21 protein-coding genes are annotated in these 22,499 nt (G+C 64.4%); 10 read left to right on the top strand and 11 right to left on the bottom strand.

The features are described 5' to 3' along the window. Positions 1–27 precede the first annotated feature (27 nt). Together P6U23_RS02085 and P6U23_RS02080 are read left to right on the top strand one after the other, a co-directional pair. On the top strand, positions 28–243 hold the full coding sequence (locus tag P6U23_RS02085) for a hypothetical protein (RefSeq protein ID WP_407177961.1): 216 nt from the start codon (positions 28–30) through the stop codon (positions 241–243). A 272-nt stretch (positions 244–515) separates the two neighbouring features. Further along, on the top strand, positions 516–4,022 hold the full coding sequence (locus P6U23_RS02080; RefSeq protein WP_407177960.1) for a PAS domain S-box protein: 3,507 nt from the start codon (positions 516–518) through the stop codon (positions 4,020–4,022). A gap of 13 nt (positions 4,023–4,035) precedes the next feature. Here P6U23_RS02080 and P6U23_RS02075 read toward each other — a convergent pair whose 3' ends face one another. After that, a complete protein-coding gene (locus P6U23_RS02075) occupies positions 4,036–4,671 on the bottom strand; it encodes a response regulator transcription factor (RefSeq protein ID WP_024511773.1) in 636 nt (211 codons plus the stop codon). Positions 4,672–4,816: 145 nt separating this feature from the next. Between P6U23_RS02075 and P6U23_RS02070 the strand changes: the two genes are divergently transcribed. Continuing rightward, positions 4,817–5,167 carry a hypothetical protein gene (locus P6U23_RS02070; protein WP_407177959.1) on the top strand — a complete coding sequence of 117 codons (351 nt, stop codon included), beginning with the start codon at positions 4,817–4,819 and terminating at the stop codon, positions 5,165–5,167. A 58-nt stretch (positions 5,168–5,225) separates the two neighbouring features. Here the strand turns inward: P6U23_RS02070 and P6U23_RS02065 are convergent, their stop codons facing one another. From P6U23_RS02065 to P6U23_RS02045, 5 genes are read right to left on the bottom strand one after another with little or no spacing between them, the layout of a single operon-like run. Next, entirely contained in the window at positions 5,226–5,552 is a 327-nt protein-coding gene (locus tag P6U23_RS02065) for a hypothetical protein (protein ID WP_024511775.1), read from the bottom strand. Positions 5,553–5,555: 3 nt separating this feature from the next. Further along, on the bottom strand, positions 5,556–6,437 hold the full coding sequence (locus P6U23_RS02060; RefSeq protein ID WP_407177958.1) for a CheR family methyltransferase: 882 nt from the start codon (positions 6,435–6,437) through the stop codon (positions 5,556–5,558). Positions 6,438–6,455: 18 nt separating this feature from the next. Next, positions 6,456–6,845 (bottom strand): PleD family two-component system response regulator, encoded by a 390-nt coding sequence (locus tag P6U23_RS02055; RefSeq protein ID WP_407177957.1) that lies wholly within the window; start codon positions 6,843–6,845, stop codon positions 6,456–6,458. Positions 6,846–6,870: 25 nt separating this feature from the next. Then, positions 6,871–7,344, bottom strand: a complete 474-nt coding sequence (locus P6U23_RS02050; RefSeq protein WP_407177956.1) for a chemotaxis protein CheW — start codon at positions 7,342–7,344, stop codon at positions 6,871–6,873. A 12-nt stretch (positions 7,345–7,356) separates the two neighbouring features. Next, positions 7,357–10,155 carry a chemotaxis protein CheW gene (locus tag P6U23_RS02045; RefSeq protein ID WP_407177955.1) on the bottom strand — a complete coding sequence of 933 codons (2,799 nt, stop codon included), beginning with the start codon at positions 10,153–10,155 and terminating at the stop codon, positions 7,357–7,359. Positions 10,156–10,743: 588 nt separating this feature from the next. Between P6U23_RS02045 and P6U23_RS02040 the strand changes: the two genes are divergently transcribed. Continuing rightward, on the top strand, positions 10,744–11,133 hold the full coding sequence (locus P6U23_RS02040; protein WP_407177954.1) for a response regulator: 390 nt from the start codon (positions 10,744–10,746) through the stop codon (positions 11,131–11,133). 485 nt (positions 11,134–11,618) lie between these two features. Continuing rightward, positions 11,619–11,867: a hypothetical protein gene (locus tag P6U23_RS02035; protein WP_407177953.1), complete on the top strand. Its 249-nt coding sequence runs from the start codon at positions 11,619–11,621 to the stop codon at positions 11,865–11,867. Between the two features lie 87 nt (positions 11,868–11,954). Here P6U23_RS02035 and P6U23_RS02030 read toward each other — a convergent pair whose 3' ends face one another. Then, on the bottom strand, positions 11,955–12,578 hold the full coding sequence (locus P6U23_RS02030) for a LuxR C-terminal-related transcriptional regulator (RefSeq protein ID WP_407177952.1): 624 nt from the start codon (positions 12,576–12,578) through the stop codon (positions 11,955–11,957). A gap of 363 nt (positions 12,579–12,941) precedes the next feature. Here P6U23_RS02030 and P6U23_RS02025 point away from each other — a divergent pair, with 363 nt between their 5' ends. The 4 genes from P6U23_RS02025 (at position 12,942) to P6U23_RS02010 (ending at position 16,837) form a co-directional block, all read left to right on the top strand. Further along, complete coding sequence (locus P6U23_RS02025) at positions 12,942–14,105, top strand: hypothetical protein (RefSeq protein ID WP_407177951.1); 1,164 nt, start codon at positions 12,942–12,944, stop codon at positions 14,103–14,105. Positions 14,106–14,590: 485 nt separating this feature from the next. After that, positions 14,591–15,922: an MFS transporter gene (locus P6U23_RS02020; protein ID WP_407177950.1), complete on the top strand. Its 1,332-nt coding sequence runs from the start codon at positions 14,591–14,593 to the stop codon at positions 15,920–15,922. Between the two features lie 88 nt (positions 15,923–16,010). Continuing rightward, positions 16,011–16,427: a hypothetical protein gene (locus P6U23_RS02015; protein WP_407177949.1), complete on the top strand. Its 417-nt coding sequence runs from the start codon at positions 16,011–16,013 to the stop codon at positions 16,425–16,427. A gap of 26 nt (positions 16,428–16,453) precedes the next feature. After that, positions 16,454–16,837, top strand: a complete 384-nt coding sequence (locus P6U23_RS02010; RefSeq protein ID WP_407177948.1) for a VOC family protein — start codon at positions 16,454–16,456, stop codon at positions 16,835–16,837. 42 nt (positions 16,838–16,879) lie between these two features. Here P6U23_RS02010 and P6U23_RS02005 read toward each other — a convergent pair whose 3' ends face one another. Then, entirely contained in the window at positions 16,880–17,914 is a 1,035-nt protein-coding gene (locus P6U23_RS02005; protein WP_407177947.1) for an aldo/keto reductase, read from the bottom strand. A 17-nt stretch (positions 17,915–17,931) separates the two neighbouring features. Then, on the bottom strand, positions 17,932–19,113 hold the full coding sequence (locus P6U23_RS02000; RefSeq protein WP_407177946.1) for an MFS transporter: 1,182 nt from the start codon (positions 19,111–19,113) through the stop codon (positions 17,932–17,934). Positions 19,114–19,216: 103 nt separating this feature from the next. Between P6U23_RS02000 and P6U23_RS01995 the strand changes: the two genes are divergently transcribed. Further along, positions 19,217–20,176 (top strand): LysR family transcriptional regulator, encoded by a 960-nt coding sequence (locus tag P6U23_RS01995; protein ID WP_407177945.1) that lies wholly within the window; start codon positions 19,217–19,219, stop codon positions 20,174–20,176. 41 nt (positions 20,177–20,217) lie between these two features. On the opposite strand, the gene P6U23_RS01990 is transcribed toward P6U23_RS01995, so the two are convergent. Then, a complete protein-coding gene (locus P6U23_RS01990) occupies positions 20,218–20,868 on the bottom strand; it encodes a response regulator (protein ID WP_407177944.1) in 651 nt (216 codons plus the stop codon). Next, positions 20,865–22,298, bottom strand: coding sequence for a histidine kinase (locus tag P6U23_RS01985; protein ID WP_407177943.1), 1,434 nt, complete (start codon positions 22,296–22,298; stop codon positions 20,865–20,867). Before P6U23_RS01985 ends, P6U23_RS01990 begins: the two co-directional genes overlap by 4 nt. Positions 22,299–22,499 lie beyond the last annotated feature (201 nt).

The following is a 22,499-nucleotide window of genomic DNA, read 5'->3' as shown; positions in this document are numbered from 1 at the left end:
TTCACAGTCCAGATCCATCATGCGGCCGTGAACGAAGTGGTGCGGCGTTTTCCGAACGTATTCACGGTCGATCCGTCACGCTACATCGATGGTCCCGGCGACCAGCAGGATGCCATCGAGCACCTCGATCGCATGGTCTACTTCAACATCTACAAGGAGCTTGTCGAGCAATTCACCCGGCGTTCGCCCCCGATATCCGAGGCATCGCCAGCCGCCGCGGAGCGGGAAGCCGAACCAGCTTGATGCGCAGGGCGATTTCATCGGCCCTCTCAGCGTCCATCCCTCCAAGCCCTCCGCCAGGCACACTGCCAATGTATGGAACCGTCCATGGAGGCGGTTCGTGCGACGCGCCTACGCCGTGCCCAAACTTTTCCGGCCGGCGTTGCCGGAGACACTTTCCGGTTGTCTTGCGGCCGCGAAGCGGTCATCGTCAAGCCAGGGGATCGGACCGCGATGGCGCGTCCGGCTCCTGACCTGAAGGTGCAGCCGGGATGACCGGTGGCGCGAAGAGAGAGATGACGCTCACTACCCGCCTCGCCCTTGCGATGATCCTGGTGGTCGCCGCTGCGGTTTCCGCCGTCGGACTGCTCGGCTATCACAACCTGGAACAGGCGCTGCTGCCGCGCATCCTCGACCGCATCGAGTCGCATTCGAAACTCGTTGCCAGCGACCTGCGCTCCTATGTTCGCGGCGCGCGCGCCGATGTGGCGACCTTCTCGACCCGCACGGCGGTGCAGGGCATGGTCACCGCGCATGTCAACGGCGGGACCGATCCGGTCGACCACGTCGCCGAAAGCACCTGGCGAGGCCGGCTCATCGGTCAGCTCGCCGCGGAGCTCGAAGCCAAGCCGGCCTATTCGCAATTCCGTCTGATCGGCCTCGACGATGGAGGACGTGAGCTGGTCCGCGTCGACCGCTCCGGTCCGAACGGGGCGGTTCGGGTCGTGCCCGATGGCGAATTGCAGCGAAAGGGCGACCGAGCCTATTTCAAGGAGACCATCAAGCTAAAGCCGGACGAGGTCTACGTCTCGCCGGTGGATCTCAACCAGGAGAACGGCACCATCGAGGTGCCGCATGTGCCGACATTGCGCGTCGCGACACCGATTTTCGCGCCCGGCGGCAAGCTCTTCGGCATCGTCGTCATCAATGTCGATATGCGTCCGTGCCTGGAGCGCATCCGGACGCCGGCGCGCCCCGGAGAGCAGATCTACGTCGTCGACGCCAAAGGCGACTATCTCGTCCACCCCGAGCCCTCGCGCGAATTCGCAAGCGACCTCGGCGGGCGAAGAGACTGGCAGAAGGATTTTCCCTATTTCGCGTCCCTGGTCGGGGGATCGCAAAGCGGCGTGCGGGTGATCCCCGACAGCTCACGACGGCCTGGCGGAGCGGCGCTCGCGCCGGCCATGCTGGTCGACAAGCAATGGATCGGAATCATCGAAACGGTCCCGAACGCCGTGTTCGTGGCCACCGCGACGGCGATCAGCAGAACGTCGCTGCAGGTCGGACTGATCGCCATGCTTGGCGCGGCCGCGCTTGCGTTCGCCATCGCGCGCTCGCTGACGCGCCCCATCAACCGATTGCGCGCGGCGGTCGAGGGAATCGGCCGTGACGAGCCGTTCAAGGTCCCGCCCGATGCCAGCGGCGAGACCGCCGTGCTGGCGCAGGCCTTCGCGCGCGCGATGAACGAGGTGAAAGCCAAGACCGCCGAACTCGAACGCGAGGTGCAGGAGCATCGTCGCACTGAAGCGGCGCGGGACCACTATGCCGCGCGCGACCGCCTGTTCAGCGCGATGGTCGAATCGTCCAATGATGCGATCGTCACCAAGTCGCTGGACGGCATCATCACCGGATGGAACCCCGCCGCCGAACGCCTGTTCGGCTACAGCGCGGAAGAGGCTGTCGGCCAAAGCATCAACCTGATCGTCCCTCCCGACCGCGGCGAGGAGGTGCAGGCGATCCTGCGGCGGATCTTGCGCGGCGAGCGGATCGAGCACCACGAAACCATGCGCAGGCGCAAGGACGGCACGCTCGTGCAAGTCTCGCTGTCCATCTCGCCGATCAGGAACGCTGCCGGCGAGATCATCGGCGCCTCCAAGATCGCCCGCGACATCACCGAGTTGCGCCAGACCGAGCTCGCGCTGCGCCAGCAGCTCGAGGAGCGGGAGCGCATTTTCGAGAATTCGCAGGACCTGATCCTGGTCATGGATGCCGGAGGCGCGCTGGTTCAGGTCAGCCCGAGCTGCGAGACCATCCTGGGCTTCAGGCCCGAGGAAATGATCGGCCACAGCAGCGCCGAGTTCATTCATCCCGACGACCTCGCGATGACGCAAGCGGAGATGGGCGCCGCGCGACGCGGCGACCGTTCCAAGATCTCCGACACGCGCATGATCCACAAGGACGGCCGGGCCGTAACCCTGTCATGGCTCGGCACATGGTCCGAACCGGTCAAGCGCTATTTCTTCGTCGGCCGCGACACCACCGAGAGCCGGCTTGCGCAGGAGAGCCTGCGCGAAAGCGAGCAGCTCGCGCGCAACATCATCGAGACTGCGCTCGACGCCTTCGTGCAGATCGATGAAAACGGCAGTATCCTCAACTGGAATTCGCAGGCCGAGCAGATTTTCGGCTGGTCGCGCGACGCCGTGCTCGGCAAGGACCTGATTCAACTCGTCGTCGTGGAAGCGGACCACGACGAGCTCCGCGAAGCACTGTCGCGCTTCCGCACTCTTGGCCATGGCCAGATCCTCGGCCCCCGCCGCGAAATCACGGTGCGGCGGCGCGACGGCAAGGAATTGACGGCCGAGCTCAGCCTGACCGCCACGAAGACGCGCACGGGCTTTGTCTTCAACGGCTTTTTCCGCGATCTCACCGAGAAGATCGCGGCCGAGGAGCGTATCAGGCAGTCCGAAAAGATGGAGGCGATCGGCCAGCTCACCGGCGGCATCGCCCACGACTTCAACAACATCCTGACCGTCATCACCGGAACCATTGAAATCCTGGGCGCGGCCGTCGCCAAGGAGCCGCAGCTTGCGGCAATCACCAAGATGATCGACGAGGCGGCCGCGCGCGGTGCCGACCTCACCCAGCACCTGCTCGCCTTCGCGCGCCGGCAGCCGCTGCAGCCGCGGGAGATCGATATCAACACCCTGATCATCGATACGGCCAAGCTGTTGCGGCCGACGCTGGGCGAGCACATCGAGATCGAATCGGTGTTCGAGGACGAGGCCTGCATCGCCCTGGTGGACCCCAATCAGCTCGCCACAGCGATCCTCAATCTGGCGCTGAACGCGCGTGATGCGATGCCGGGCGGCGGCAAGCTGATCCTGGAAACGGCCTCGATCTATCTCGACGAAGCTTACGCGAGGGTGAACGACGTTCGGCCGGGCCGCTATTCCATGATCGCGGTGAGCGATACGGGAACCGGCATTCCCGCCGCCATCCTCGACCGGGTGTTCGATCCGTTCTTCACCTCCAAGGGCCCGGGCAAGGGCACCGGCCTAGGCCTCAGCATGGTCTATGGCTTCATCAAGCAGTCGGCCGGTCACATCAAGATTTACAGCGAAGAGGGCGTCGGGACGACCATCAAGATGTATCTGCCGCCCGGCACGGGCGCATCGCTCGCGCCGGAAAGCCACGCTGCGCCGGAAATCGAAGGCGGCCATGAAACCATCCTGGTCGTCGAGGACGATCGCCTGGTGAGGGACTATGTGCTGACGCAGCTCCATTCGCTCGGCTACGTCACGCTGGATGCGGCGAACGCGAGCGAGGCGCTCTCCCTCGTCGACCAGGGGCACAAATTCGATCTCTTGTTCACCGACGTGATCATGCCCGGCCTCATGAACGGGCGGCAGCTCGCCGATCACCTGCAGAAGCACCTTCCCGACCTGAAAGTGCTGTTCACGTCAGGCTACACCGAAAACGCCATCATCCACCACGGCCGGCTCGACTCCGGCGTTCTGCTGCTGGCAAAGCCCTATCGCAAATCGGACATGGCCCGCATGATCCGCCGCGCGCTGGAGGGATGAGGAGGGAGAAGTTCTACGACGCGCGCTGTTGCGCGGTCATCACGATCCGGACCAGATCGGCCGCGTTCCTGGCGCCGAGCTTTTTCATGATGTTGGCGCGGTGATCCTCGATCGTGCGCGGACTGATGCCGAGGGTGCGGCCAGCTTCCTTGTTGGACGCGCCTGCGGTGAATTGCTCCAGCACCTCGCGCTCGCGCCGCGTCAGCGGTTCGCGGCCGGGGAAATGCAGCGTGGCGATGCTGGACGAACTCTGCGCCTGGCGGCGTGCATAGGCGCCGATTGCCTCGTCGAGACGGGCCACGATCTCGCTGCCCCGAAACGGCTTTTCGATGAAATCGAGCGCGCCGTTCTTGATGGCGCTGACGGCCATGGCGATATCGCCCTGGCCCGAGATCATGAAGATAGGCGCCGGATAATCCTCGCCATGCAGTTCCCTCAGGATGTCGAGCCCGGATTTGCCGGGAATGTGAACGTCGAGCAAGATCGCGGCCGGCGTCCGGCTTCGCGCGACCGCGAGCAGCGCAGCGCCGTCCGCAAAGCAGATCACCTGGTAGCCCGCCGCAGACAACACCAGAGAGAGGGTTTCGCGAACGGCGGGATCGTCATCAACCACGAAGATTTCACCGCGGGAGGCAGGTTTCTCGGCCATGTGCCTTCGTCCGTAGAGTTACAAATGACGTGCGCACCAAACCGTTAGCGTTTGGCGCAGATTCGCCCCACCCGTATTTGTACGGGAGGGGGCCTTAACTCACAAGTAGCCGTAGCCGCCTAAACCGCATTGATGGAGAACACCCGTGCGGAATGCGAAAGCCGATGACGCGGCGGTTCCATCCGAAGATCGGAACGACGGCTTCTATTTGATCGTTTCGGACCTGGTGTCGCTCATCGATCATGTCCAGGCCAGCATGAAGTTGATCGAAGCCGCGAAGGTCCAGGATTGCATCGGCAATCAGGAATTCGCCGATGTCGTCGTGCTCGACGACGTCACGCCGCTCTATACGCAAGCGGAAGCCGCGCTTGCTGCTTGCAATACGAACCTCGCCGCCGCCCTGCAGTTCCTGTTCGAAACCAAGGCAGTGTACGAAGAGACATCTGGCCGCAGCGCCAGCGGGTTCCACGACCTGCCCGCGCGGCGCACCATTTAACAATAGAGCTTCAAGGCACGCAGGCGCAAGCCGCGCAGGCGACGAGCCTCCGCCCTGATCAGGCGTGCATCAAGGCGTCGTCGTCGGACGAGCTGCCGGACCGCTTCTTCTTGTGTTTGCCCTTGATGAACTGAATGTCCATCTCGGCGCCATTGACGCGGACCAGTTCGCAGCGGCGATAGGCGAGACCGGTCGAGGACAACAGTAGAAAGAACTCCTTCAGGTTCAGTCCTTGAATGGAGCCTTCGACCGTCAGGATGGCGTCGTTATCGGAGATGGCGTTGAGCTGGCAATTGCGCCGCCACGTTCCGTCGATTGCCATGATGCAGACGTCGTATCCGCGGCTGAAGGTGACGCGCTCCGAACCTTTGTTTTCTTCCGACATTGCTCACATTCCTGCTATCGCCGCCAGTTTCGGCGCGGCGGTGCCCGTTGCCCATACTCTTCCCGGCGAGTTCTGTGCGCCGCTCGGCCGATAGAGGCCGCGCCGGTCCGAAAATGGTTTGAAAGCCTCGCTCAATCCGACCACCGTTTCCGCCGCACCCAGCACCAAGAAGCCGTCCGGCTCGATGGCCTTGGCCAACCGGCCGAAAATGTTGATCTTGGTTTGCTGGTCGAAATAGATCAGAACGTTGCGGCAGAAGATCACGTCGAAAGCGCCGAGATGTGAAAAGTCGTGCAGCAGATTGAGCTGCCGGTGCTGAACCATGGCGCGAACGTCCGGGTTGATCTGCCAGAGTTCGCCCATCTGCTTGAAGTATTTCACGAGCAATTGGATCGGCAGCCCGCGTTGTACCTCGAACTGGCTGTAGATGCCGGACTTCGATTTCTCCAGCACCTCCTGCGACAGGTCGGTCGCGAGAATGTCGACGCGCCAGCCCGCAAGCGCTGCGCCCATTTCCTTCAGGCACATCGCGATCGAATACGGCTCCTGACCGGTCGATCCGGCGGCACACCAGATGCGGATGCTCTTGCGGCCTGCGCGGGCGCGCAGGATCTCAGGCATAATGGTCTCGCGAAAGTGGTCGAACGGGACCTTGTCGCGAAAGAAGAAGGTCTCGTTGGTGGTCATGGCTTCGACCACCTGGTTGATCAGGGAGGGCGATCCACCCCTCATCTTCTGCACAAGCTCGCCGATATTGGCGAGGCCCGCCTTCCGCGCCAGCGGCAACAGCCGGCTTTCGATCAGATATTGCTTGTCGGCGGACAGGTCGAGGCCGGAAAGGTCCTTGAGGACTTTCCGCAGATATTCGTAGTCGGGTGGAATCACAGGCGGCCTCTTAAGGAATCAGATCGATGCCGGCGACGGCAACTGGATGAGACCGACTTCCTGGAACTTCGCCGCGACGATGTCCTTGTCGAAGGGCTTCATGATGTATTCGTTGGCGCCGGCCTCGAGTGCGCGCGCGATATGATCGATGCCGTTTTCAGTGGTGCAGAACACCACCTTGGGCGCATCGCCACCGGGCATGCGGCGCAGATTGCCGAGGAACTCGTAGCCGTCCATGATCGGCATGTTCCAATCGAGCAGCACCGCATCCGGCAGACCGCGCTTGCAGACTTCCAGCGCTTTCTCGCCGTCTTCGGCTTCGACGATCTCGAAATCCATTGCTTCGAGAATACGCCGCGCGATCTTCCGCACCACGCTTGAATCGTCGACCACCAGGCAGGTTTTCATTGGGCTTTCTCCGAGAAGCGAGCACTCAAGCGGCTTGCGCGATTTTTGGCGCCATTTCGAGGACGCGGTCGACGTCGAGGACGACCATGAGCTGGCCGTCGAGGCGATGGACGCCGCCGGCGAGCTTGGCGAGGCGCGGATCGAGGTTGACGGGGTTGTCCTCGCGGCCGTCCTCGGGCAGGCGCAGCACCTCGCCGATCTGGTCGATCAAAAGCCCGTAGGACTCGCCGCGCAGGTCGACGCCGACCGCCATCGGCGGCTTGCCGTCGGAGGCCCTGGGCAGGCCGAGCCGGGCGCGCATGTCGATCACGGTGACGATGCGGCCGCGCAGGTTGAGCACGCCGGCGATCTCGACCGCCGCCAGGGGCACCCGCGTCAGCCGCTCCGGCATGAACACGTCCTGCACGCGGGAAATCGGCAAGCCGAAGAGCTGGCCGCCGATCACGGCGGTGACATATTCGGCCATCGCGCCTTCGCTCGTTTCCGTCTTGCTGGTCATCTCGCTCATCCTTTACGCCGCCCGGCTCATCTCGTTGTGGCTGGCATGGGCGGTCTGCTCCTTCAGCGCCGCGATCAGGCCGGGCCGGTCGAACTTGGCGACATAATCGTGGAAGCCGGCGAGCTTGCCGCGCTCGATCGCCGCCGGCGACACCAGCGAGGACAGCGCGATGATCGGCATCTGCGCGAGGTGCTGGTCGCCGCGGATCACCTCGGCGAACTCGAACCCGTTCATGTCCGGCATCTCGATGTCGGTCAGCACCACGTCGAAGCTCTGGCCCGAGCGCAGCGTCGCGAGCGCCTCCTGCGCGTTCGGCGCGGTCCGCACCTTGTAGCCGGCGGCCTTCAAGACCGGCGCCAGCATGTTGCGGAAGAAGGCGCTGTCGTCGACCAGCAGCACCGATTGGGTGGCCATCGACGGGCGCATCTCCTTGCGGGTGAACCAGTCGGCAAACGCCATCGGCAGGAAATGGCCGACGTCGATCACCTCGGTGGCCTGGCCCTTGATCACCGCCGAGCCCAGAATGCCCGAGCTCGAGCCGGCGACCTCAATGTGCAGCCGCTCCTCGACGATGTCGATGATCTCGTCGACCACGAGCCCCATCGAGCGGCCGTCGTCGGCGAACACCAGGATCGGCTGCGCGCCGCTCCCGCGCACCTCCACCCCCTCCATCTGCACCAAGGGCATGAGCTGGTCGCGGTACTGCACCATGTAGCGGCCGTTGCTCAGCTCGATCTTGTCGGCGGCGATCTCCTCGAGCCGGGTGACGAGGCCGAGCGGCACCGCCTTGGGCTGGCTGGTGCCGGCGCGGAACACCAGCAGCGAGGTCATCTGCTCGCCGCTTGCCGCATGATGGCCGGCGCTGTCGTCGGCGAGCTCGCGGCTGGCATTGCCGGCGGCGCCGAGCGCTTTGGCGATGCCGTTGGGGTCGATGATCATGATCACCGCGCCGTCGCCCAAGATGGTGTTGCCGGAGAACATGTCGATGTGGCGCAGCTTGGTCGACATCGGCTTGACCACGATCTCCTCGGTGTGGAACACGCCGTCGACCACGATGCCGAAGGTCTGGCTGCCGACTTGCGTGACCACGATGAAGCCGTTCTCGGGATCGGATGAAGAGCCGTCGTCGATCATCAAGAGCTTCTTCAAATGCATCAGCGGCAGCAGCTTGTTGCGCAGCCGCAGCACCGCGGTGTCCTTGATGCGCTCGATGCGGTGCTCGGAATTGGCCCGCGCCCGCACCAGCTCCACCACCGAGAGCTGGGGAATGGCGAAGCGGTCGCCGCCGGCCTCCACGATCAGCGCCGAGACGATGGCGAGCGTCAGCGGGATCTTGATGGTGACCGCGGTGCCCTCGCCGGCGACCGACTTGATGTCGATGGTGCCGCCGATCTGGTCGATGTTGGTGCGCACCACGTCCATGCCCACCCCGCGGCCCGACACGCTGGTGATGGTCGCGGCGGTGGAGAAGCCGGGGGCGAAGATGAACTTGTGGATCTGCGGCTCGGTCATCTTCTCGAGCTCGGCCTCGGTGACGAGGCCGTTCGCGAGCGCTTTCGCCTTGATCCGCTCGGTGTTGAGGCCGCGCCCGTTGTCGGCGATGCAGATGATGATGTGGCCGCCCTCGTGATAGGCGGACAGGCGGATGGTGCCGGTCTCCGGCTTGCCGGCCGCTTGCCGCTCGGCCACCGTCTCCAGGCCGTGGTCGGCGGAGTTGCGCACCATATGGGTGAGCGGGTCCTTGATGAGGTCGAGCACCTGGCGGTCGAGCTCGGTGTCGGCGCCGTGCATCTCGAGCTCGATCTGCTTGGACAGTTCGCTCGAGAGGTCGCGCACGATGCGCGGCAGCTTCTGCCAGGCGTTGCCGATCGGCTGCATGCGCGTCTTCATGACGCCCTCCTGCAGCTCGGCGGTGACGTTGGAGAGCCGCTGCAGCGGCACCTTGAACTCGGTGTCCTCGTTGCGGCGGGAGATCTCCAGGAGCTGGTTGCGGGTCAAGACCAGCTCGGAGACCATGGTCATGAGATGTTCGAGGGTGTCGACATTGACCCGGATCGACTGGTTGGCGACGCGCTCGCTCTCGGACGCCTCCTCGCCGGCGGCGGCCGCCGCCCGCTTGGCCGGCTTGGCCGCCTCCTTGGGCTTGGCGGCCGGTGCGCGCGGGGCGGCTTTCGCCGCGGGCGGCGGCGGCGCCGCTGCGGGCGGGGCCTCCTCGACCGCGGTCTCGCGGAAGGCGCGCTCGAGCTCGTCCAGCGACACCTCGCCCGGACGCAGCGGCCGCTCCAGGGTCTGCGCCACCAGCGTGCCCGCGGTGACGCCGGCAGCGGCGGCCGGCGCAGCGGCGTCGGCGGGCGCGGCGTCCGGCGGCGGCGCTGACGGCAGCGGCGACGCTGCGCCGGCCGCGATCAGCGGAGCTGACGCTGACATCGCCGCCATGCCCTGCTCGACCATCGCCTCGAGCTGATCGATCAGGTCGCGGTCATTGCCCTCCGGCTCGGCCTCGGTGGCCTCGAGCCCGGCGAGGATTTCCTTGATGCGGTCGATCGAGGACAGGATCACCGTCACCGCCTCGGCCCGCACCGGCATGCCGTCGCGGAACTTGCCCATCAAGGTCTCGCCGGCATGCGCCAGCGCTTCCAGCCGCGGCAGCCCCAAAAAGCCGCAGGTCCCCTTGATGGTGTGCACCAGGCGGAAGATGTTATCCAGGATCTTGGCGTTGTTCGGCTCCTGCTCGAACTTCACCAACTGATTGTCGACGGTGTCCAAGCTCTCGCTGGTCTCCGTCAAAAACTCCCGCAACAGATCATCCATCAGAACAAACCTTCCAAGGCTCCGGGCTCCGATCGCCCTTCGTACCTGATCTTATGGAATTGCAGACCCGGCGCGCTGGTCAGCGATGCGGCAGTGAGTTTCGCGTGATCGGCTCCGCCCGAGACAGGCCACAGATTTCCGTCCTGCAATGAATAGCCCTTCGGGTTTCTCATTCCCGTTAACGGCGCGTTCCGTGCAAATACGGACGCAGGCCGCGCTTGCAGCGGTGGCCGCTGACGCGCCTTTGCGCGATTTCATGCGGAAATATCGGCACGAACGTCGTTGTCGACCGCAATGCCGCTCTCATATCGAAAGCAATTTGCCGATGTCGTTTAATTGCCCGCTAACCACGCCGCGGAAATTGCATCGGCGAGCCTGCTTGCGCGGCTCACGATGACGTGCGGCCGAACGATGGCTTGCGCACCTCCGTAGAACTACGAGAGCTCGCACGATTAACGCGCCGTTCAATCGCCGCTGCTAATTGTCACGATGCTGACGAGCGCGAGTTCAAGACAACATCGAACACCTTCGTGTGCTGTGAACGTCTCGCCCCTGTCCGGCCGTTTGCGAACTGTGCGGAGGGAAGACATGGCTTTTGACTTGTCGATGCCGATCCTTGTGGTCGATGACTACAGCACCATGATCCGGATCATCCGCAATCTGTTGCGGCAGCTCGGCTTCGAAAATGTCGACGACGCCTGCGATGGATCGTCGGCGCTGAACAAGATGCGCGGCAAGAGATATGGGCTCGTGATCTCCGATTGGAACATGGAGCCGATGACCGGCTATGACCTGCTGCGCGAAGTGCGCGCCAGCCCGGAGCTCTCGAAGACTCCCTTCATCATGATCACCGCGGAATCCAAGACCGAAAACGTCATCGCGGCCAAGAAGGCGGGCGTCAGCAACTACATCGTCAAACCGTTCAACGCCGCGACGCTCAAATCCAAGATGGAAGCGGTGTTCGGCCCGGCCGAATAGCCAGGCTGGCGGCAAAGCCGCCTTCGCGCGCAGCCGCATCCCGGATGCGGGCCGGCCTCCGCCGTCATTGCGAGCGCAAGCGAAGACTGTATGTCCTTGCGTTGCGCAGGTGGCTCGCCCTCGATGTGTTTGCGAGGGTTGCCCGGATTGCGCTGGGTAGAGCCTCTACGCAAGGAAGGCGAGCCATGAGGGAATATAGCAGACTGCCTCCGCGGGTGCACTCTGGATTGTTTCGTCGCCTCGCTCCTCGCAATGAGGAGCCTGGTTGAAGCCGCTTGTCCGACGGGGCAACTTGATCGGCCGATGCGCTAACGCCCGATCATGCTTCCGGCGCGGTGAACAATGAAGCCTTTGCAATCCTACCGACCTGATCGCAGCAGCGCCTCGCCTCCGCGCATAAGCCGCGGCCGTACTTCTACGGCATCCGATTTTCATATCCGGCTAAGGATGAAAGGAGATAGTCGCGGCAGGCACAGGAGGGCTCCATGTTCACGTTCGAAACCGCCGATCAAAGGGAAATGCGGCGTTTCCGTATGGCGCAATTCAGCGGCAGAACGGCCACCGTCAAAGCCGGCGACACGACCATCACCGGTCATGTCCGATCGGTGCAGGAACAGGAAGCAAGCGTTCCGCCGCGCTGGATCATCACCATCATCCCGAACCCGCCGAAGCAGGCAGCCACCCCGCGGCGCGCGGCACCGCACATCAATTCATTCCGGGAAGATTTTTACTAAAGCGCGATGAGATTAGGTTGAATCGTCATCGCGCTTCAGATTCTCGTTGGAGCATGACGCCGACGGATCGGCGACAGCGTTCGGCCTTCAGTCGGCGCGCTCGCCGATCCGCAGCAGCAGCGCGGCGCGCACCAGCTCCGCCGTGTTGCGAGCGCCGAGCTTTCGCATCGCCTCGGCGCGATGGCTCTCGAAGGTGCGCGGGCTGATGCGCATCCGCAACGCACCTTGCTTGTTGGAGTGGCCCTCGCTGATGAGCTGCAAGACCTCGCGTTCGCGCTTCGTCAGCGGACGCTGGCCGGCCTCGGTGGCGGAGGCAAGGCGTGCCCGGCCGATCTGCCGGGGACGCACGACGCGCTCCTCGCATTCAGATTTGGCATTGATGACAGGCAGCGCACCTTGCTGGGTCGAGCCGATCTGCTTGACCAGCGCACAAACCCGTTCGGTTTGCTGGAGCGCGTGATCGACGATCTTCTGCAGGTAAGCCCGATCCTCCGGGTTTTGCGACAGCGCGCGGCTGAGCTGCTTGATCTCACCCATGTAGAGCAGGAGCGCAGTCAGCGGGCCGTTGAGCTGGCGCGCAATGGCGCCCTCGTCGTCAACGGCGGCGACGCGCACGGCCTGCGGCCGGACCGCTTCGAGCGCGGTCAGAGCCGGACCGCTTGCGACGGGTTCGGCGAGATCGGACTCGGCGAGGCGGCTTTCTTGTGACATGGCCCGTTGTTTAACGGACGGCACGCGGCTCCATGGTTAAGAATTTGCACCGTAAGACTACGGAAATCTTGCGAAAAATCCGCAGCCAGATCGCCATTTTACGCGTTGAGATTGCGAAGGAAACCAGCCTCGTCCGCCAAGGTTGCAAGTTGTAAGCGAATCACCGGCCAGATGGTAGCGCTCCGAGCTCGCGCAGCCCGCTTTGCGCACGTCGCCGAGCGCCCCGCGCGATCGATCGCACCCGATCACCTTACCATTATTTAACGGTGACTTGCTTTCATGTTCCCGGTTGCGAGCGCGCAAATGCCCCTACGCGACAGGCCGATATCAAGGCTACGGGATGAGTTGCGGAAGTCGCGTGCCATGGTCCAAGCCGAGCGGATCTCAGAATATCTGAAGCAACTAACGCCGCTCGCGCGGAGCAATCTCTTGAGCGAGCTTGAGCGGCTGGAGGTCTGCGGGCTCGAAATACCCGGCGCTGCCGCGGTGGTTCAGGCGCTGCGCGCCGAATTTCGCAAGGCCGGACAACCCAGCAAAGGACCAAGCAATCCCTCCAAGCATTTCTTCGCCCCCATCGAGCCTCTGCTGGTTGACGCGGATCCGGACCATGCCAATCCGGGGCGGATCTCGCGCGGGTCGCTATCGCCGATCTGGGAATGGATCAGCCACGATCTGCTTCCGACCATGGCGCGCGACTATGCCGCGCAGCTCAAGGAGCTGATCGCAAGCGACAAGAAGCGCGAGCTGCAGCAGGCCGTCGCCACGTTCCAGACCAAAGTCGTCAAGTCGCTCGAGAACACGCTGGCCGCGCCGGAGAACGCGGCGCAGATCCGCGGCAAGCTTGCGACCTTCACGGCTTCACAATGCGTCTTCAACGACCTCACCAAGATCGTCTGCGTGCTGCGTGCGCGCGATGCACTGGCGAAGTTCGAAAAAGCGCTGCCGGACAAGATATCGAAATTCGATGACGGCCGTGTCGCCGCCATGACCAAGCTCCTGGATGAATTCGGCAAGACCAACGAGGAAGCGCTTCCTTTTGCGCTGACGCTCATCGCAAACCGCCTCAGGACGTCCTGGGAATTGATCCGCCTCGCCACCAAGGCCTCACCAAGCAAGGGCGCGCGCGACATCGCCGCCACGCCTTATGCGATCACGGTTTCGATGGTGCTGGATCGGCTCGAGGACAAGAAGCTCGCCTTGCGCTTTGCGCTCCGGAACAACCGCGTCCTCGTCGCCAAGCAGCTTCTGACCGAGATCTACGACACCGAATATGCGCTGCAGGTCCGCATCGACCAGCTCGAACAGTCCGATTGGGGCGCGCGCCTGCGCAGGCTGATGGATGCCATCGCTGCGTTGGTGGAGGCCGAGGTGAGCCGTTTTCCTCCCGATGTCGGCCATGTCCTGGGCTCGCGCAGCTTGAAGAGCTATCAGTCGCTCGCCGGCCGCCTCACCTACCTCGCCTGGAAGGGGCGCGATGCCATGCATGGAGGCGCGACGTTCTGCAAAAAGCTGATCGGGCAAACCTGAGCCAATAGGCCCGACGTCCAAGGTGCCCTTGAGCCGCTACGGTCGCTCCACGCGCTGCAGACGCAAAAACCTGTCCAGGAAACGGCCGGACAGGACGAACCTGAACCACCAATATATCATCCGCCGCATATTCATCGTTTCCGCCTCCTCGGCCCCGAGTCCCCAACAAGCGCGATGAACCCGGGTCGAACCCGTTATCGCCCTCCAGATCGCTGCTTGAGCATGATCTTTCCGGAAAAAGGCGCTGCGCGGTTTTCCGGATCATCGCCTCAATAGCCCCGAAACCGGGTTTGCGCCTGTGAGCCGCTTCACATCCGCCTCGGCGTACCGGCGCCGGCCGCCCCCGCCGGCGCGGGGGCTTTTCGACCTTAGGATGGCTCCTGCCCGCGATGCGAAACGGAACCGCCCGGGGGGCTGCACGTTCTTTCGGCGGGCAAGATCAACCAAGAACACAGCTTGCCTCGGGGGCGCCAGGAGGGACCCCCATGACTATGTCTCACGTCAATCCGACGCCGCTGCCCTCGCTCGAACATCAGATCCAGCTACGCCGCGCCGTCATCGCTTCCACGATCGGGACCGCGATCGAGTGGTACGATTTCTTCCTCTACTCGACGGTCACGGGCCTGGTCTTCGCAAAACTGTTCTTCCCGCATTCCGATCCCTGGGTCGGCACGCTGGAAGCCTTCGCCATCTATGCCGTGGGCTTTGCCGCCCGCCCCGTGGGCGCAGCCATCTTTGGCCATTATGGCGACCGCATCGGCCGCAAATCGACCCTGATCGCGACGCTCCTCCTGATGGGATTGGCCACCTTCGCCGTGGCGCTGGTGCCGACGTACCAGAGCATCGGGATCTGGGGCGCCGTCATTCTCACCATTCTGCGCTTCATCCAGGGCGTTGGCGTCGGCGGCGAATGGGGCGGCTCGGTGCTGATGTCGATGGAATGGGCGCGCAGCGACAAGACGCGCGGATTGATCGCCTCATGGCCGCAGTTCGGCGTGCCTTGCGGGCTGTTCCTGGCCAATCTTGCCGTGCTCGCTTTCAGCCAGATGTCCGGCGACCAATTTCTGGCCTGGGGCTGGCGCATCCCCTTCGCGCTGAGCCTGATCCTGGTCGGCGTCGGTCTTTATATCCGGCTCGGCATTCTGGAGACGCCGGTGTTCACGCGTCTTGTGGCGGAGCAGAAGATCGAACGCGCGCCCATGCTCGCCGTGCTGATCGAGCACCCGAAGGAAATCCTGCTCTCGGCGTTCGCGCGCATGTCCGAGCAGGCGCCGTTCTATATTTTCACCGCGTTCATCTTTTCCTACGGTATCGGCTCGCTGAAGGTCTCGCGCGACTTCCTGCTCACCGCCGTGCTGGCGGCCTCGGTGTTGTCGTTCGTTTCGATACCCGTGTTTGGACATCTATCGGACCAGATCGGCCGCAAGACCATGTACATGATCGGCGCCGCGGTGACCGGCGTGTTCGGCTTCATCTATTTCGGCATGCTCAACACCGCTTCGGAACCCATCATCTTCCTTGCGATCTTCCTGTCGCTCGTTCCCCACGACATGCAATATGGACCGCAGGCCGCGCTGATTGCCGAAAGCTTCACGGGCCGCCTGCGCTACAGCGGCGCTTCGCTCGGCTATCAGCTCGCGTCCGTGATCGCCGGCGGACCGGCGCCGTTGATCGCGACCTGGCTGTACAAGACCTACCAGTCCGCAACGGCGGTCGCGCTCTACATCGCCGCCTGCGCGGTGATTACGCTGATCGCAACCGCGCTGATGACCGACTACACGGGCAAGGACATTTCGGGGGAATACAAGATGCAGTGAACGCAGGCGGCCGGGCATCGCTTCCGCGCCGATCGCCATCTACAATCCGTTCGAACCTTCATGGGGCTGAACGAACAAGGAGATGGCGATGCGGCGGAGGAGGCTTGTGGCGACGGCGCTGGCGGTCGCGATGGCGGCGGCCATGTTCAACTCGGACACGATCGCGCAGAGCGCGCCGAGCGACAATGCGGCTCCGACCGCCGACAATGCGGTCATGATCACCATCTTCTTCAAGCACGACCAGTCGCGTCCCTTGGGAGAGCTCAACGCCCAGCTCGAGAAGCAGGGCTACTACAAGGCGTTTCCCCCGCCCGGCGTCGAGGTGGTGAGCTGGTATGTGATGATGGGAATCGGCCAGGTCGTGACGCTGCGGCTGCCGGCGTCGCGGCTGCGCGAGGTCAATCGCATCATCGAGGACAAGGCGTGGGGCGCCTATCACACCGAATTCTACCCGACCTATGATTACAAGGCAGTCGGCATGGCCGCGCATGAAAAGGCGCAGTGAGGGACCTTCGAGAATTGGAAATTGCCATGCGTCCAACTCACGCGATGATCGCTATCTTGCCCTGTAACGACCTCGACGCATCGGAAGCATTCTACAAGCGTCTCGGCTTTGTGCGACCTGATGAGGAGAGATCGTCCGGCAGCGCGGATGACAGCTACCGTATCCTGTCCGACGGCAAGGGAGGCCAGCTACACCTCACCGATGCCGTCGAAGGCTGGCTGGTGCCGGGTCGCAATCCCTTCACTCTCTATCTCTACACGGAAGATGTCGACGCGCTCGCCGCGGAATTCGCCGGCGAGCTGCTTGAGAAGAACGGACCGGAAGACAAGCCCTGGGGCATGTACGAGTTCTCGCTCTCCGACCCCGACGAAACGCTGGTGCGGGTGGGACGACCATCGATCCCGCGATGATGCGATCTCGCCCGCTGTTGCCGGGCCTCTTCGGCGATCGCCTCAAACAGGCGACGGATTGATGCGCGCAAAGCCCTCCTGGGTGCGGTAGGGATAATAGGGATAGGCCGGCATCACGGCGCTTGCCTCATCGAGGCGCCGGATCTGCTCCTTGGTCAGCGACCAGCCGACGCTGCCCAGATTGTCACGAAGCTGCGCTTCGTTACGCGCGCCGATGATGACGGAGGACACCGTCGGCCGGCTCAGGAGCCAGGCAATGGCAATCTGCGGCACCGTACGCCCGGTCTCGCGCGCGATGATCTCGAGCGCATCGACGACGGCATATAACCGCTCCTGTTCGACCGGCGGTCCCCATTGCGCGGTGTCGTGCAGGCGGCTGCCCTCGGGCAAGGGCTGGCCGCGGCGGATCTTGCCGGTGAGCCGTCCCCAGCCGAGCGGGCTCCAGACCAGTGCGCCGATGCCCTGATCCACGCCAAGCGGCATCAGCTCCCATTCATAGTCGCGCCCGATCAGCGAATAGTACACCTGATGCGCCACATAGCGCGGCCAGCCGTGGCGCTCGGCGAGCGCGAGCGACTTCATCAACTGCCAGCCTGAGAAATTCGAGACGCCGACATAGCGCAGCTTGCCGGCGCGCACGAGGACGTCCAGCGTCGACAGCACCTCCTCGATCGGCGTGAAGGCATCGAAGGCGTGGAGCTGCAGAAGGTCGATGTAATCGGTGCCGAGTCGCTTGAGCGAGCCATCCACGGCCGCAAGCAGGCGATGCCGCGAAGAGCCCGCATCATGGGGACCATCCCCCATCGGCAGGCTCGTCTTGGTGGAGATCAACGCCTTGTCGCGACGGCCTTTGAGCGCGGCGCCCAAAATCTCTTCCGATGCACCGTTTGAATAGACATCGGCGGTGTCGAACAGATTGACGCCGGCATCGAGGCAAATGTTGATCAGCCTGTGCGCGTCTTCGACGCCGCTGCTGCCCCAAGCCGAGAACAGCGGTCCCTGACCGCCGAATGTGCCGGTGCCGAAACTCAGCACGGGGACCTTCAGGCCGGATTTTCCGAGATGACGATAGTCCATGGTTGTCTCCATTCCTGCTATTGCGCCGGGCACACGGCCTGCGCGGGTTTCGGCCGGTCGAGCCGCACGCTGACGAGGGCCAGAACAAGACCGGCCGATGTGATGGCCGCCGCGACCAGCGGCAGCGCGATGAAGTCAGCACCGTGATCGATGGTCATCCCGCCGGCCCAGGCGCCCAGCGCATTGCCGAGATTGAAGGCCGCGATGTTGAGGCTCGAGGCGAGCGTCTGTCCGGCGGGGCCCGCCGTCTCGAGCACCCGGAGTTGCAGCGGCGCTACGGTGGCAAAAGCCGCCGCGCCGAGCAGACCGACGAGCAGGACCGTGAGAACCTTCAGCGAAAGCACCAAGGCGAAGACGACCAGCACGACGGCAAGCGTGGCGAGCGTGCCAAGCAGGGCACGCGAGAGCCCGCGGTCCGCCAGCCGGCCGCCGGCAACGTTGCCGACCGACAGCCCGACGCCGAACACCAGCAGGATCGGGGAGACCGCAGCCTCGGGAAAACCGGTCACGCGCGTGAGGATCGGCTGGATGTAGGTGAAGACCGTGAACAGCCCGGCAAAGCCCAGCACTGTCATGGCAAGGCCAAGTTGCACTTGCGGACGCGCAAGCACTGCGAGCTCGTCGCGGATCGCGACCTGCTCATCGTTCTGCCCGACCGCGGCTGGCACAAAGACGGCGAGCACCGCAAAGGCCACGATGCCGATGGCGGCGACCGCCCAGAACGCCGCGCGCCAGCCAAGCAGCAAGCCGAACCAGGCGCCGAAGGGGACGCCAAGCAGCGTCGCCACGGTGAGGCCCGTGAACATGGTCGCGATCGCGGAGGCGCGTTTATCCTCAGCCACGAGACTGGTCGCAACGACAGAGCCGACGCCAAAGAACGTACCATGGGCAAGCGAGGTCAGCACCCGCGCGGCCATCAGCAGCGCATAGTTCGGCGCCAGCGCGCAGGCGGCATTGCCGAGCGTGAAGATGGCCATCAGCGCCAGCAGCACCGCCTTGCGCGGCATGCGGCGCGTCGCGAGGGTGAGGATCGGCGCGCCCGCGAACACGCCGAGCGCATAGCCGGAGATGAGCAGGCCCGCCGCGGGGACCGAGACGTGCATCTCGGCCGCGACCTGCAGCAGCAGGCCCATGATGACGAATTCGGTGGTGCCGATGCCGAAGGCACCGGCGGTGAGCGCAAGGACGGCGGCGGGCAAGAAGGTCGCTCCGATTGAAGGCTGTGTGCGGAGCGGAAATAGCGGGAGTTCCGCAAGAGAATTAGTAGGCGACAAATCCAATCATTTGTGACACGAATTCAAAATGCCCCGCCTCGACTCCAATCGTGCCGCCGAAATGGAGGTGTTCGTCCGCGTCGTCGATCTCGGCGGCTTCACCGCCGCGGCACGCAGCTTTCGCCTGACCCCGTCGGGCGTGAGCAAGCTGGTGTCCCGGATGGAGGCCCGGCTCGGCGCAAGGCTCGTCAACCGCTCCACCCGCAAGCTGCAACTGACCGCCGAGGGCGAGGCCTTTTACCAGCGCGCGGTGCGCATCCTCGCCGAGATGGAGGAAGCCGAGCGCGAAGCCGCGGCAGGCGCGGCGCCGCGCGGTCATCTCACGGTCAACAGCAACATCCCGTTCGGGATGCGCTACGTGATGCCGCTGGTGCCGCAGTTCCTGGCGCAACATCCGGAGGTGACGCTCGATATCGTCCTCACCGATACCGTCGTCGACCTGATGGAGGAGCGCGCCGACGTCGCCATCCGGGTCGGCCCGCTGGTGGCCTCGCGCCTGCTCGCGCGCAAGCTCGCGACGAGCCGCATGGTGCTGGTGGCCTCGCCGGACTATCTGGCGCGAGCCGGCATGCCCAAAACGCCGGCCGAACTGGCCCGGCACCGCTGCATCGGCTGGACCTTCCCACGCACCATTCGCGGCTGGCCGTTCCGCAAGGGCGAGCACAGTGAGGAGATCCTGCCGCCGCCGGCCGCCCGTGCGAGCGACGGCGAAGCCGTCCGCCTGCTGGCGCTGGGCGGCGCCGGCCTGGCACGGCTTGCGCTGTTTCATGTCGGTCCGGATATCGACGCGGGCCGCCTCGTGCCGGTGCTGCAAAATTACAACCCGGGCGACCGCGAGGACATCCACGCCGTCTATGCCGGCCATGGCGGGCCGCTGCCGGCGCGCGTGCGCGCCTTCATCGACTTCCTCGCCAAGCACATCCGCATGAGTGATCCCACGCTCAGGCGTGGCGCAAATGGCGAGTGGCGACTCCATAGCGGGCGCTGATCGAAAGCGAGGCGAAGCGGACCTCCGTCCGGCGTGGCGCGTCAGTCGACCTCGGTCAGAAGCCCCTGCCGTAGTGCCAGCCGGACCAGCTCGATATCCGAACCGACGCCAAGCTTGTCCTTGATCAGGGAATGCAGATTGGCGACCGTCTTGGGGCTGAGGTGAAGCGCGTCGGCAATTTCCTCCGTGGTGCCTTCGGCCAGCAGCATCCTGAACACTTCGAACTCGCGCGGGGTCAGCACATCGGCGGCGCTCGTCTCGCCGGCGAGGCGGCCGAGCGCAAGCTCATGGCCGATATCAGGACTGACGGCGATGCGGCCGGCGAGCACGTCCATCACGGCGCGCACCAACGCTTCCGGCGGGCTCGTCTTGGTGACATAACCCTTCGCGCCGGCCCGGATCGCCTGCACGGCAAAGCCTGCATTCTGATGCATGGTGAACACCAGAACTCGGGCGCCACGATCCCATTGCCGGATGCGCCTGATGGCTTCGATGCCGCCGATGCCGGGCATCGTGAGGTCCATGATGACGAGATCGGGCCGCGCCTCCTTGAACAACCTGTAGGCCTCCGCACCATCGCCGGCTTCGGCGACAACGCGCAATCCCGGCTGCTTCTGCAGCACCGCGCGATAGCCTTCGCGCACCACTGCATGATCGTCGACCAGCATGATGCTGCAGCCGGCCTCGCTCATGCCGCGCACTCCACATTGGAGCGATCCTCCGCGCGCGCCGTCGGCGGCGAGGCAAGCGGAATGACGACGCGTAACACTGAGCCCTGGCTCGGTCCGATCTCGAAGCTCAGTCGGCCGCCGAGGCTGGCCACGCGTTCGCGCATGCCGAGCAGGCCCATTCCGGATTTGATCGTCTGGTCGCCGGCGCGGCCGTCGTCATCGACGGTGAGCTCGATTTCTCCGGCACCGCAGCCGTCCGATACGGGCCGCGCCTCCCGCATGGTCAAACGAACGACGACCCGTGTGGCGTCCGCATGCTTGGCCGCATTGGTGAGAGCCTCCTGGGCGATGCGATAGAGCTCGCCGGCAATTGCAGCAGGCAAATGCTCGACATCGCCGGACAGGGCGATCTCGAACTGCGTCTGGCCGCGGCCGCGTCCATTCCAACCGGAGATCAGACCTTGCAGGCTTGCGGCGAGGCCAAGCTCCTCGACGTCAGGGGGGCGCAGCCTGAACAGCGCGCCGCGCAGTGTCTCCATCATGGCGGCGGCGATCCGCGCGATGCTGTCGCATTCGGCCAGCAGGGTTGGACAATCCCGCCCCGCGCCTTGGTGAACCGAGGCCGCGAGTGCGCGGATCGCGGTGAGAGACTGACCGAATTCGTCATGCAGTTCCCGCGCGAGATGGCGACGCTCATCGTCCTGCAATGCGATCAGCCGGCGTGTCAGTTCGTTGCGCTGCGCGAGCGCCGTGGCGAGGTTTTCCGAAAGCTGGTTGAAAACGTTGCTGATGGCGGACAGCTCCGCCAGATCGAACGGCGGCAGGCGTGCCGTCAGATCATTGGCGGCGATCCGCTCGAGACCTCTGCGGATCAATCGCGTCGGCCGCAGCGCGCGTGCGAGCGCCGCATAGACGAGCACGCAGAGCAGCGGCAGCGCGACCGCGAGCACGACCGTCAGGCGGCCCGCTTCGTGCCAGGCGTCCGCCGTCAGCACGGCCGGATCGACCCAGGCCACGGCCTCACCCACCTTGCTGCCGCCTGAGAGCACGGGCCGTGCGGCCTCGCGGCCGGGATTGAAAAAACGACGATAGAACGCCGCAAACGCCTGCGGCGGCTCGCTGGTCTCGCCAGAGGCACCGTCGCAGAAGCGCTGAAGGATGTCGCCGCCGCTGCCACGATAGGCAATGCAGAGACCCGGCATCATCACGGATGCTGCGATAACCTCGAGATCAGGGAATTCTTTGCGCGGATTGTTCACCCACTGGATCTTGTTTTGCTGCAGCTCCAGCGTCTTCGCCGAGATGTCGGCAATGCGATCGATCCTCGCATGCACCGAGCTGTCGGCCTCGAACAGGAAATAGGCGGAGATCGCGGCAAAGCAGAGGGCCGATATGGCGGCGACCCGCAGCGTCAGGCGGAGTTTGAGGTCGCCCCTGGCAAACGTCCACATTGCGGATGCCTCGCGCGAAATGAGTGTGGCGTCAGGCGGCCGACGCCGCCGCCGCATTTAACGACATTATGCACCTGGCGGAAAGCGCCGGCCGCGCGAGGAGACAGCATCGTGAAATTTTCCCGGGTCAAGCCGGGATGCCCTCCGCTTCGGGGCCAAAGCTGCCGGCCTAGCCTGGTATCTTCAGTGCTCAACCGTTTT

Origin of the sequence: Bradyrhizobium sp. STM 3562, assembly GCF_045571435.1 — a bacterium.
In the GTDB taxonomy this organism is placed as follows: domain Bacteria; phylum Pseudomonadota; class Alphaproteobacteria; order Rhizobiales; family Xanthobacteraceae; genus Bradyrhizobium.
This window is presented reverse-complemented; position numbering and strand designations above follow the sequence as displayed.